12 protein-coding genes are annotated in these 11,301 nt (G+C 59.4%); 7 read left to right on the top strand and 5 right to left on the bottom strand.

The genetic code is table 11. The features are described 5' to 3' along the window. Positions 1-26 precede the first annotated feature (26 nt). The 5 genes from ACMG4N_RS04620 to ACMG4N_RS04600 all read left to right on the top strand — a co-directional run bounded on the left by ACMG4N_RS04620 (position 27) and on the right by ACMG4N_RS04600 (position 4,474). A complete protein-coding gene (locus tag ACMG4N_RS04620; RefSeq protein ID WP_297765089.1) occupies positions 27-530 on the top strand; it encodes a DUF411 domain-containing protein in 504 nt (167 codons plus the stop codon). 265 nt (positions 531-795) lie between these two features. Continuing rightward, a complete protein-coding gene (locus ACMG4N_RS04615; protein WP_297765086.1) occupies positions 796-1,419 on the top strand; it encodes a LysE family translocator in 624 nt (207 codons plus the stop codon). A 62-nt stretch (positions 1,420-1,481) separates the two neighbouring features. Then, entirely contained in the window at positions 1,482-1,844 is a 363-nt protein-coding gene (locus tag ACMG4N_RS04610; protein WP_297765083.1) for a hypothetical protein, read from the top strand. 36 nt (positions 1,845-1,880) lie between these two features. After that, a complete protein-coding gene (locus ACMG4N_RS04605; RefSeq protein ID WP_297765081.1) occupies positions 1,881-3,740 on the top strand; it encodes a copper resistance system multicopper oxidase in 1,860 nt (619 codons plus the stop codon). Continuing rightward, positions 3,737-4,474 (top strand): copper resistance protein B, encoded by a 738-nt coding sequence (locus ACMG4N_RS04600; RefSeq protein WP_297765078.1) that lies wholly within the window; start codon positions 3,737-3,739, stop codon positions 4,472-4,474. The genes ACMG4N_RS04605 and ACMG4N_RS04600 overlap by 4 nt, the downstream gene beginning before the upstream one ends. A gap of 128 nt (positions 4,475-4,602) precedes the next feature. Here ACMG4N_RS04600 and can read toward each other — a convergent pair whose 3' ends face one another. Then, the gene (can, locus tag ACMG4N_RS04595; RefSeq protein WP_297765075.1) at positions 4,603-5,250 is read right to left on the bottom strand and encodes a carbonate dehydratase; all 648 of its coding nucleotides are present in this window, start codon (positions 5,248-5,250) and stop codon (positions 4,603-4,605) included. A 51-nt stretch (positions 5,251-5,301) separates the two neighbouring features. After that, positions 5,302-6,315 (bottom strand): GTP 3',8-cyclase MoaA, encoded by a 1,014-nt coding sequence (moaA, locus tag ACMG4N_RS04590; RefSeq protein ID WP_297765073.1) that lies wholly within the window; start codon positions 6,313-6,315, stop codon positions 5,302-5,304. A gap of 271 nt (positions 6,316-6,586) precedes the next feature. Here moaA and ACMG4N_RS04585 point away from each other — a divergent pair, with 271 nt between their 5' ends. Then, complete coding sequence (locus ACMG4N_RS04585) at positions 6,587-7,075, top strand: FKBP-type peptidyl-prolyl cis-trans isomerase (RefSeq protein WP_297765071.1); 489 nt, start codon at positions 6,587-6,589, stop codon at positions 7,073-7,075. 273 nt (positions 7,076-7,348) lie between these two features. Further along, positions 7,349-8,356 (top strand): putative solute-binding protein, encoded by a 1,008-nt coding sequence (locus tag ACMG4N_RS04580; RefSeq protein WP_297765068.1) that lies wholly within the window; start codon positions 7,349-7,351, stop codon positions 8,354-8,356. A gap of 63 nt (positions 8,357-8,419) precedes the next feature. On the opposite strand, the gene ACMG4N_RS04575 is transcribed toward ACMG4N_RS04580, so the two are convergent. The 3 genes from ACMG4N_RS04575 to cobO form a co-directional block, all read right to left on the bottom strand. Next, positions 8,420-9,076 (bottom strand): class I SAM-dependent methyltransferase, encoded by a 657-nt coding sequence (locus ACMG4N_RS04575; RefSeq protein WP_414433014.1) that lies wholly within the window; start codon positions 9,074-9,076, stop codon positions 8,420-8,422. A 47-nt stretch (positions 9,077-9,123) separates the two neighbouring features. Further along, the gene (locus ACMG4N_RS04570; protein WP_414433013.1) at positions 9,124-10,551 is read right to left on the bottom strand and encodes a cobyric acid synthase; all 1,428 of its coding nucleotides are present in this window, start codon (positions 10,549-10,551) and stop codon (positions 9,124-9,126) included. A 68-nt stretch (positions 10,552-10,619) separates the two neighbouring features. After that, on the bottom strand, positions 10,620-11,231 hold the full coding sequence (gene cobO / locus ACMG4N_RS04565; RefSeq protein WP_272975444.1) for a cob(I)yrinic acid a,c-diamide adenosyltransferase: 612 nt from the start codon (positions 11,229-11,231) through the stop codon (positions 10,620-10,622). Positions 11,232-11,301 lie beyond the last annotated feature (70 nt).

Below are 11,301 nucleotides of genomic sequence, written 5' to 3'. Positions count from 1 at the left end.
GCCGCACGCACAGAAGAGGAAACATCATGAAAGTCTTTTCGGCACTCCTGCTGGCTTTTCTGGTCACCGCCTGCGGCGACGACGGCCCGCCCGAGCCCCAGGCAACAGAAACCACAGCCCCGGCCTCTGAAGAAATGAAAACCGCCAGCACCGACCCGGTCCTGGAAGTGTACAAATCCCCCACCTGTGGCTGCTGTGGCGCCTGGGTGGATCACATGAAAGAAAACGGCTATGACGTGGTGGTTCATGAGCAGCAGAACCTGCAGTCCATCAAGGAAAAGGCCGGCATCCTCCCCGGACAGGGCTCCTGTCATACCGCCTTTATCGGTGACTACGTGATTGAAGGCCATGTGCCCGCCAGCGACGTGGATCGTCTGCTCGCCGAGCGACCGGACGCCAAGGGGCTCACCGTTCCCGGCATGCCGGTGGGTTCCCCGGGCATGGAAATGGGCGACCGCGTGGATGCCTATGACGTGCTGCTGTTCGATGAAGAAGGCACCGAAGTGTTCAGTCACCACCCGGGGAACTGATCCTCCCCTGCAGGAACAGAGCGTAGCGGGGTAACGCCCGGAGGGCGGCCCCGAAGGGGTGAGCGAAGCGAATACAGCCTCTCGAGGTGCGAACCCGAGCTCAGGCGAGGGAAATCTCCGGTAACGTCAAACCTGCTAACCGGTTCGCACCTCGAGAGGTGCTCCTACAGCGGCTTCGTGGACACGGCTGCAAAGCCCTTGCCTGTGCTTCAACCTGTCACACCAACCCGTTACAGTTTCCCCTTTGCGTGTATCGAGACCCTGAATGCTTCCTCTCCACGACTGGCTGCTGCTGGCCAGCGTCTGCGCCCTGGGTGCCATGGCGCCGGGCATCAGCCTGGCGGTGATTACCCGCCACACCCTCCATGGTGGTCCCCGTGCCGGGGCTATCGCCGGCATAACCCATGCCCTGGGGATCGGCATCTGGGCCACCGCTACCGTCACCGGGCTGGCAGTACTCTTTCACCGCTACCCGCCCCTGGAACTGGCATTCAGTCTGACCGGTGCCCTGTTCCTGCTATGGATGGCCTGGAAAAGCTGGCAGGCGGGCAAGCAGCCATTGGCACCGGCCAATGCCGACAGCCAGTTCAACGTCCTGCACGGCGCCGCCCGGGACGGTTTCCTGGTAGCGTTTCTGAATCCGAAAGTGGCGCTGTTTTTCCTGGCTCTGTTCAGCCAGTTTCTGCAAGCGGACATGGCCCAGGCCGCGCGCATCCAGATGGTACTGACCTCCATGTTCATCGATGGCGGCTGGTATGTACTGGTGGCCGTACTGCTGGGCCGAAGCCGTTTCCTGCCCTGGCTGCGGGCCCACCATCACTGGGTGGAAAAAGGCACCGCCGTGTTGCTGGTCGTCATCGCCGCCAGTGTGGTGTGGCAGGCGGCGTAACGTCGGGCGTGCCGCAATTTCCCCTTTGACCTTGGGGTAGCCCCGAGGTTAATAATGGTTTCATGAAACGGTATCTGCGCCTCGATTACCGGTCGTTACTGGCCGGTCTGCTTGCCACCCTGATGTTGGTGGTGACAAGCAGTGTGTCTGCGCAGGTTTCCCTCGGTCATCTGGATACCGCTCCCCAGACCCACTGCCATCACCATGCAGAGATGGCACAGGCGGATCATGGCGAAGACAGCCAGCACTGTCCCCAGGATGATGGCTGCCAGTGCCTGACCCTGTGCCAGATCAGTGCCACCACCGTGGCCCTGTTCAGTGGCCAGGCGGATATCCCCGATCGCCCCTGGCACTCCGGCCTGGAGTCCGGCCTTCACGATGGCATCCACCACCTGCCGTTACGGCCACCGTCCCTGACTGTTTGAGTTCACCCTTCCACTCAAACAATCAGGAGATACATCATGAAAACCGCACACCCGTTTTCCCTGCCGCGACGCCGTTTCGTGCAGGGCCTGGCGCTCGGCGCCACCGGGCTGGGGCTGGGGCTGACACCCGCCCAGCTGCTGGCCCGTCAGGGCCACACCGGTGCCCCCACGCTGACCGGTGACACCTTCCACCTGACCCTGGGTGGCGCCGACGTCAACATCACCGGCAAGACCCGCCCGGCCACCACCATCAACGGCATCGTCCCTGGCCCCACCCTGCGCTGGCGCGAAGGCGACACCGTCACCCTCAAGGTCACCAACCTGCTGCCGGAAACCAGCTCCATCCACTGGCATGGCCTGCTGCTGCCGTTCGAGATGGATGGCGTGCCCGGCTTGTCATTCGATGGAATCAAACCCGGTGAAACCTTCACCTACCGTTTCCCGGTCAAACAGAGCGGCACTTATTGGTATCACAGCCATTCAGGCTTTCAGGAACAGACCGGTCTCTACGGTTCCATCATCATTGATCCGAAAACCCCTGAGCCGCACGCCGTGGACCGGGACCAGGTCATCGTGCTGTCAGACTGGAGTGACGAGGACCCGAAGCACATCTTCGCCACCCTGAAAAAGCTCAGCCACTACTACAATTTCAACGAGCGCACCGTGTTCGATACCCTGCGCGATTTCCGCCACAAGGGCGTAATCCAGACCCTCAAGGATCGCCACATGTGGAACACCATGCGCATGAGCGACCGGGACCTGTCCGACGTGACCGGCTACACCTACACCTACCTGATGAATGGCCAGAGCCCCAACGGCAACTGGACCTGCCAGTTCAACCCGGGCGAGCGCATCCGCCTGCGCTTTATCAACGCCAGCGCCATGACCTTCTTCGACATCCGCATTCCCGGCCTGGACATGACGGTGATTGAAATGGATGGCCAGCCAGTCAAACCGGTGCCTTTCCACGAGGTGCGCCTGGGTGTGGCAGAAACCCTGGACGTGATCGTGGAACCCAAAGCGGACCAGGCCTACACCCTGTTTGCCCAGAGTATCGACCGCAGCGGCTTTGCCCGCGGCACCCTGACGCCGAACCCGTCGATGTCAGCGCCGGTGCCGGACATGGACCCGCCACCCTTACTGGGCCATACCGAAATGGGCATGAGTGCCATGCAGCACAGCGACAACCATGAAGGCATGGATCACGGCCAGATGAACCATGGGCAGATGAACCACGACATGGCAGGCATGGAGCACAGCGATCACGGCAACGCCGTCCCCTTTGCCGTCGATCCCAACAACCCGGACCTGCCTCCCAGAGACAACGCCACCGACCATGCCGACAGCGAATACGGCCCCGGCGTGGACATGCGCGCCATGGCCCCCGGCGAGATGCTTGCCGACCCGGGCATCGGCCTGCGCGACCGGGACTGGAAAGTGCTCACCTATGCGGACATGGAAACCGCAGGCGGGCCACCGGACAGCCTGCACCCGGACCGGGAAATCGTGTTGCACCTGACCGGCAACATGTCCCGCTACATGTGGAGCTTCAACGGTATTCCGTTTGCCGATGCCGTACCGCTTGAGCTGTACCACAACGAACGGGTACGCATCACCCTGGTCAACGACACCATGATGACCCACCCCATCCACCTGCATGGCCTGTGGAGCGATCTGGAAGTGGGCGATGGCAAGCTGCTGCGCAAGCACACCGTCACCGTCAAACCCGGCGAAAAGCTCAGCTACCTGGTACGCGCCGATACCCTGGGCCGCTGGGCCTATCACTGCCACCTGCTCTACCACATGGACGCGGGCATGTTCCGGGAAGTGCGCGTGGTCAAGGCGCAGGTCGACGGTGACCACTCACACCATGGCGCACACGGGGAGGACGCATGATGAAAACACCGACTTTTCTGCTCAGCGCCCTGACAGCCATGATCGTCGCCACGCCGGCTTGGTCCATGAGCGAACACCCGCCCCGCTTCAGCAAAGTACTGGTGGACCAGCTTGAGCTGCGTGACAGCGACGAAGGGACGGTGCTGGGCTGGGATGCCAGCGCCTGGTATGGCGGCGACCTGAACAAGCTTTACCTGTCCACGGAAGGCGAACGGCTGATGGACCCGGAGCACAGCGACGAAGACGCCGGCACGGAAAGCGCACAAACCCGCCTGGCCTGGAGTCACGCCTTCGCCCCCTACTGGGACTGGCAACTGGGCTGGCGCCGCGACTGGCAACCGGACGATCCCAACCGGGACTGGGCCAGCCTGGGTATCCAGGGCCTGGCACCCTACTGGTTCGAGGTGGACGGCCAGCTCTTTCTGGGCGAAGACGGCCTCAGCGAACTGCGTCTGGAGGCGGAGTACGAGCTGATGCTGACCCAGCGTCTGGCGCTGGTGCCGGAGGTGGAAGCCAGCTTTTACGGCAAGGACGATGACGAGCTGGGTATCGGCGACGGTCTTGTCGCCATCGAATCCGGCCTGCGACTACGCTACGAAATCCGCCGGGAGCTGGCGCCCTACATCGGCGTGCACTGGGAAAAACAGTACGGCGATACCGCCGACAGGACCCGGGCAGCAGGCGGTGATCCGGAGGAGGCATCGCTGGTAGCAGGGATCTACTTCTGGTTCTGAATAACCCGAAGGCAGCAATCTTGCGTAGGGTGCCACTGAGCCTGAGGCGAACTGCACCAACCATCACCGGCAAATGGTGCAGTTCGCCTTAGGCTCAGTGGCACCCTGCGGGGATCCTTGCAGACACCTTATGCCGAGGAATTATCGTATTCCTCGTTTTCCAGCGTCCGCAATTCCTGGTTGTTCTGGATCTGGATATCCAGGTCGCGCAGGCGGCCATCGCCGATACCGTAAATCCAGCCGTGGATGGTCAGTGGCTGGTCACGACGCCAGGCTTCCTGAACCACGGTGGTGTTGGAGACGTTGATCACCTGACGGGCCACGTTCAGTTCGCACATGCGATCCAGTTGAGCCTTGTCATCCGGCAGCTTGACCAGATGCTTGCGATTACGCAGATACAGTTCGCGCACCTGCCGCAGCCAGTTGTCGATCAGGCCATGGGGCACATCTTCCATGGACGCCTTTACCCCGCCGCAGCCGTAATGGCCCACCACCATGATGTGCTTCACTTTCAACACGTCTACCGCAAATTGCAGCACCGACAGCAGGTTCAGGTCGGTGTGATTCACCAGGTTGGCCACATTGCGATGCACGAACAGCTCACCGGGCATCAGCCCCACCACCTCATTGGCGGGCACGCGGGAATCCGCGCAGCCGATCCACAGATACTGGGGACTCTGCTGTTCGCCCAGCGCCTTGAAGAAGCCGGGATGCTCCTTCTCGATGTCATGACGCCACTGTTCGTTGTTGGTAAAGAGTTCAGGAAGGGATTTCATGGTCTCTCGCTACATTCATTTGCTGGACGCCGGACGCTTGCGGCCTGACGTTTAACCACCGGTCATATTCATGAACCGTACCAATTGCTCACCCGGGGCCAGATTGAAGTCGTGCCGCTCCGGTTTGATGGCCATGGCATCAATGATTGCCTGACGCAGGGGGGCATCGTCCGTGGGGTGCGCCCGCAGTACTGCCCGCAGGTCCACACTGTGCTCGTGCCCCAGGCACAGAAGCATACGGCCCTCGGCGGTAATTCGCACCCGATTACACAAATGGCAAAAGTTTTGCGAGTGGGGAGAGATAAACCCGATGCGGCTGTCGCTGCCCGGCACCTGCCAGTAACGGGACGGCCCACCGGTCTTTTCCGCCATGGGCACCAGGGTCAGGCGCTCGGACAGCTGATCTCGCAGCTCCTGGGAAGACACAAACTCCAGCCCCCTGTCGTGCTCGCTGATGGCGCCCAGGGGCATCTCCTCGATAAAGGAGATATCCAGCCCCCGCGCCAGGGCAAAATCCACCAGTGCTGGCACCTCATCCTGATTACGCCCGCGCAGGATCACGCTGTTCAGCTTGATACGCCGGAAGCCGGCCCGGCGGGCCGCCTCGATCCCCGCCAGCACCTTGTTCAACTCGCCCGTGCGCGTGAGGGCACGAAACCGCTGCGGGTCCAGGGAGTCCAGGCTGATATTGAGCCGATCCAGCCCACCAGCCTTCAGCTCACCGGCAAAACGGCCCAGCCCCGCGCCGTTGGTGGTCATATTCAGTTCATCCAGCCCCGCAAGCGCACCAAGATCGCTCACCAGGTGCGCCACATCACGGCGCACCAACGGCTCGCCACCGGTCAGGCGGATCCGTCGTACCCCCAGCGACACCAGCACCCGTCCCAGCCGCCCCATCTCCTCCAGAGTCAGCACCTGGGCCCGGGGCACAAAGGTCATATCCTCCGCCATGCAGTACACACAGCGGAAATCACAGCGGTCCGTCACCGACAGCCGCACATAGTCGATGGTGCGGCCGAAACGGTCCTGCAGTAGCGGATTGTCAGTCAAAGTGTCAGCGGCCATGCCGGTACTGTAGCAAATGCGGGGCCAAGCCGGGGAACCGCTGCTGACTCAGACAATAACCTCCGGATTTCGCCCTCCAGCCGAGCTCTTCGTGGCGCCTCAGCCCTATTGGCGACCCCACGCCCGTCGGCCGGGACTGGCTCCGGTTGGTCAGGCCCTTGCCGGTCTTGTTAGAATGTTCGCCGACCTGAATGCGGGGCGCTGCCGGACCATGAAACGCCATGTCCGCCATACCCCTTATTCCGAATTCATCTACCCCTAAAGGGTTTCCATGCAAATTTCAGAAAACTCCGTAGTGTCCATCCACTACACGCTCACTAACAAAGCCGGCGAGACCATTGATTCTTCTATCGAGCGTGGCGAGCCCCTGGCCTACCTGCACGGCGCGGGCAACATCATCCCCGGCCTGGAAAATGCCCTGGTGGGCAAGGCCGCCGGCGACAAGCTGGACGTAACCGTCACCCCGGAAGAAGGCTACGGCGAGCGTCACGAGCAGCTGATCCAGCAAGTGCCGAAAACCGCCTTTGAAGGCAACGAAGAAAATCTGCAGCCGGGCATGCAGTTCCAGGCTCAGACTGAAGCCGGTCCGCGTATCTTCACCATCACCGCTGTGGAAGGTGAGGAAGTGACCGTTGATGGCAACCACCCGCTGGCAGGTGAAACCCTGAACTTCGCCGTGGAAGTCACCGAAGTGCGTGAAGCCTCCGACGAAGAAAAAGAACACGGCCACGTACACGGCCCGGAAGGTCACGACCACTAAGGTCTTTACCTCCCGAAAAAAAGGCGCCTCTGGCGCCTTTTTTATTGCCCCTTGCTCTTCAGGGCCTCCCCAAAAACTCGCCTGACAGTGAAAACCAGGTGAAAATTACACCGTTTTCTCCCTTCTTTTTTATCAAACTGGCTTTCAACCCGAACTTACTTCAGCTTCTTGTTGTGGATTGTGCACAATTTTGTAAAGCCATATTGAATGTATACTCAGCGCCCAAATAGGATCGATGCTCTTTGATATTTCTGTGTTTCACGGGAGAGCGTCATGCGCTACATAACGATACTAATTCTTTCTGCTTTGCTTTCGAGTATTTCCTTTTCCGCTCATGCGCTGGAAAAACGAAAATTCTGTGTTTTCGACATCATCGGCGCCAACGGCGACATCTATAACATCATGAAGGACTACAAGACCGCCGCCGTTGCATGGGGCGTGGATGTGGAACTGAAACCCTTCACCGATGAAAAGATTGCTGCCGAAGATCTGAAAGCCGGGCAATGTGACGCCGCCGTTCTTACCGGTATCCGCGGCCGCCAGTTCAATAGCTTCACCGGCAGCATGGATTCCATCGGCGCCATTCCCAGCTATGAAGCCATGAGAACGGTCATTTCCGTTATTGCCAGCGACGCCCCGTCCATCAAGAAGCAACTGGTTTCCGGCCCCTATGAAGTGGGCGGTGTCGTTCCCATGGGCGCCGCCTTTCTTTTTCTGAAAGATCAGGAAATCGATACCGTTGAAGAACTCTCCGGTAAATCCATTGCTGTTCTGGAATATGACAGTGCCCAGGCAAGCATGGCATCCCGGGTGGGAATGTCGCCGGTGATGTCCGACATCACCAATTTCTCTACTCGCTTCAACAATGATTCCGTGGATATCTGCTTCGCACCCATCATGGGCTTCTCTGCCCTGGAACTGTACAAGGGCATGGCGCCGGATGGCGGCATTCTGGACTACGTGCTGGGTCAGCTCAGCGCCCAGATCATCCTGAAGAAAGACAAGTTTCCTGCCGGCTATGCCCAGCAGTCCCGGGAATTTATGTTTGGTCAATTTGATCGCGCCATGCGCATGATTGATAACGCCAGCAGTGAAGTGGAAGACAAGTGGTGGGTGCGCATCCCCGATGCCGACAAGCTGCGTTACGATGAAATGATGCGCGAAGCGCGAATTGCTCTGACCCAGGATGGCGTCTACGACAAGTCGATGATGGGCCTGCTCAGAAAGGTGCGTTGCAAGCTGGAGCCGTCACGGGCGGAATGCGTCAACCCCATGGAGTAATGTTACTCGGGCCGGGTTTCCCCCGGCCCTTTCTTCATTCTGCAAAACCTCACATCAAGTGCCTCAAGGCCTGATCCCTGAAAACAGTGCCATGCACCCTTCCACCTGAACCTCCACCTGCTCCAACCGGCTTTCCAGTGCCTGCTTCAGACTGGCCAGCGAATCATTCTGATTGGAAAAGATGCCCTTGCGGTTATACACCTTCATCAACCCTCTGGCGGCAACATTACGGGGCACGTCGCCCTGCAGAATCGTGGCACCAAACACCCGGGCACCGGGAGTCAGCAACGGCAGCAGGTGATCAAACGCGCGCGCTTTCTCCACCATGGTTCCAGGCAGGCAATGCAACAGCAGGTTCATGCCGAGCGAATCGAATTTGCCGCCCTGGTAGTCGATGGGTTCCAGCACATTACGTTGCAGCGTTTCCGGCTGATAGCGACTAATGCGCTGAGCGCAATAGTCGAGGCTATTCGGGTTCAGATCCATCAGTGCCACCCGCGGACTCGGAGAGGGGAAACGCGCCTTGTCCAGAAAGTAGCCACTGCCCACGCCCACATCCAGATGGTTGTCGCTGATGTGTTGCTGGTAGTACGCCAGCAGGGTGGACGCCGGACAGCACCATAACCAGCGGCAGGACAGGCCGAGTACGCCCAGATCATAGAGGGTAAGCACAAAAGGGCTGTACACCGCCTGGCCAGCGTGAGCATCATCCTTGTGCATGGTTTTCTCCCTTTGTTTAGAAAGAAAAACACTCTAGCAGGCCAGCTTTACAAAGCGGAGAGCAGTTTTTCCGTATCCAGATGCTGATCGATCATATCTGCCAGCCTATCCAGATCCTTCTGCCGATGGGCATCGTAATCCACCGCCCGCTCACTGCGCAGTCCCGCCCACTGCAGGATGGCATTGCCCGCCTCGGCGCTGTCGAACAGGCCGTGCAGGTAACAGCCCATGATCTGGCCATCGTCGCTGATGGCGCCTTCGTCACGGACACCCAGTTTCAGCATGGGCCGCGACAGGGCCGGGCCTTCGCTGATGCCATTGTGAATTTCGTAACCGTGGATGGCGGTCTGGGTTGGCAGGAAAACCCCCTGCACATTGCGCAACTGCTTGCCGGCAATCAGCCGGGTACTCATGGGTAACCAGCCAAGACCAGGGCTGCTGCCGGCATCGCTTTCCAGACCGTCAGGATCATCGATCCGTTCACCCAGCATCTGAAAGCCCCCGCAGATACCCAGCACCTTGCCGCCATAACGCAGATGTTTTTCGATCTGTGTGTCCCAGCCCTGCTCACGCAAGAATGCCAGGTCAGCGCGAGTCGCCTTGCTGCCGGGCAGGATTACCAGATCCGCCGCCGGCCAGGCCTCTCCCATTTTCACAAAACGCAGATCCACCTGTGGATGCAATCGCAGCGGATCGAAATCATTGTGATTGCTCATACGCGGCAGCAGCGGCACGACCACCTTGAGCGCATCACGGTCATGGTCACCCTGCTCGGCCACCGCGTCCTCCGCATCCAGGGTCAAACCATGCAGGTAAGGCAGCACCCCGAACACCGGTTTGCCGGTGCGATCTTCCAGCCAGTCCAGCCCGCCCTGCAATAACGACAAATCACCCCGAAAACGGTTGATGATAAACCCTAGGGTGCGTTGCTGTTCGGTTTTGGAAAGAAGATCCAGGGTGCCGGTGAGATGGGCAAAGACGCCGCCGCGATCAATATCCGCCACCAGAATCACCGGGCAATCCACCATTTCGGCAAAGCCCATATTGGCGATATCGTTGTCACGCAGATTGATTTCCGCCGGGCTACCGGCGCCTTCAGCAATGATCACATCATAACGGGCAGACAAATCCTGCCAGGCCGCCAGCACCGCCTCGCGGGCGGTTTTCTTGTAGGCGTGATAATCCAGCGCCTGCATATTCCCCAGTACCTGACCACGGATAATCACCTGGGCGCCCAGGTCAGTCTGCGGTTTGAGCAACACCGGGTTCATATCACTGTGCGGTTCAATCCCGCAGGCCAACGCCTGCAACGCGGTAGACCGCCCGATCTCCCCGCCGTCCACGGTCACTGCACTGTTCAACGCCATGTTCTGCGGCTTGAACGGCGCCACCGAATACCCCCGCCGCGCAAACCACCGACACAACGCCGCCACCACGGTGCTTTTCCCAGCATCCGAGGTACAGCCCTGAACCATCAGTGTTATCGACGAACGACCAGCCATCGCTTTGTTTTCGCTATTAACTATTCACTGTTAACTATTAACTAAAGCTCCACGCCCTTCTGCGCCTTTACTCCAAGATCCTCGAACGCATGCTTCACCACCTTCATCTCGGTGACCGTATCAGCCAGCTCGATCAGCTCTTTCGGCGCATAGCGACCGGTGACAATCGCGTGCTGCATGGCGGGACGGTTTTGCAGATCGTCGAGCACGGTATCCCGGTCCAGATAGTCATAACGCAACGCAATGTTCAGTTCATCCAGCAACACCATGTGGTAGCTGTCGTCCTGCAGCATTTTTTTTGCGATTTCCCAGGCGGCACTGGCAGCGGCCACATCCTTTTCCCGGTCCTGGGTGTCCCAGGTGTAACCCTCACCCATGACGTGATAATCCACGTTGGGCAGGTCACGGAAAAAGGCTTCCTCACCGGTGCTGAACGCCCCCTTGATAAACTGCACCACCCCCACCTTCATACCATGACCCAGGGCCCGGGCCAGCATACCGAAACCGGAACTGCTCTTGCCCTTGCCGGGACCGGTGAGCACCAACAGGATGCCCTGATCCTTGTCAGCATTGGCAATACGCTCACGCATGATTTGTTGTTTCTTTTCCATCCGCCAGGCATGACGCTCAGGACTTTTCGGATCGGGTTTCATACTGTTTTCCATTTTTTGGTTCTTTCTCAACGCTTTTGACTGTCGCTATTAACTATTCACTGTTAACTAT

This window comes from Alcanivorax sp. IL2 (assembly GCF_047495475.1).
In the GTDB taxonomy this organism is placed as follows: domain Bacteria; phylum Pseudomonadota; class Gammaproteobacteria; order Pseudomonadales; family Alcanivoracaceae; genus Alcanivorax.
This window is presented reverse-complemented; position numbering and strand designations above follow the sequence as displayed.

What these genes read in the sequence shown, in the direction of transcription:
- cobO (WP_272975444.1), bottom strand. Translation starts at nt 11,231, where the DNA reads ATGAAACCCGATCCGAAAAGTCCTGAGCGTCATGCCTGGCGGATGGAA.
- ACMG4N_RS04575 (WP_414433014.1), bottom strand. Translation starts at nt 9,076, where the DNA reads ATGCACAAGGATGATGCTCACGCTGGCCAGGCGGTGTACAGCCCTTTT.
- ACMG4N_RS04620 (WP_297765089.1), top strand. Translation starts at nt 27, where the DNA reads ATGAAAGTCTTTTCGGCACTCCTGCTGGCTTTTCTGGTCACCGCCTGC.
- ACMG4N_RS04600 (WP_297765078.1), top strand. Translation starts at nt 3,737, where the DNA reads ATGATGAAAACACCGACTTTTCTGCTCAGCGCCCTGACAGCCATGATC.
- ACMG4N_RS04615 (WP_297765086.1), top strand. Translation starts at nt 796, where the DNA reads ATGCTTCCTCTCCACGACTGGCTGCTGCTGGCCAGCGTCTGCGCCCTG.
- can (WP_297765075.1), bottom strand. Translation starts at nt 5,250, where the DNA reads ATGAAATCCCTTCCTGAACTCTTTACCAACAACGAACAGTGGCGTCAT.
- ACMG4N_RS04570 (WP_414433013.1), bottom strand. Translation starts at nt 10,551, where the DNA reads ATGGTTCAGGGCTGTACCTCGGATGCTGGGAAAAGCACCGTGGTGGCG.
- ACMG4N_RS04610 (WP_297765083.1), top strand. Translation starts at nt 1,482, where the DNA reads ATGAAACGGTATCTGCGCCTCGATTACCGGTCGTTACTGGCCGGTCTG.
- ACMG4N_RS04605 (WP_297765081.1), top strand. Translation starts at nt 1,881, where the DNA reads ATGAAAACCGCACACCCGTTTTCCCTGCCGCGACGCCGTTTCGTGCAG.
- moaA (WP_297765073.1), bottom strand. Translation starts at nt 6,315, where the DNA reads ATGGCCGCTGACACTTTGACTGACAATCCGCTACTGCAGGACCGTTTC.
- ACMG4N_RS04580 (WP_297765068.1), top strand. Translation starts at nt 7,349, where the DNA reads ATGCGCTACATAACGATACTAATTCTTTCTGCTTTGCTTTCGAGTATT.
- ACMG4N_RS04585 (WP_297765071.1), top strand. Translation starts at nt 6,587, where the DNA reads ATGCAAATTTCAGAAAACTCCGTAGTGTCCATCCACTACACGCTCACT.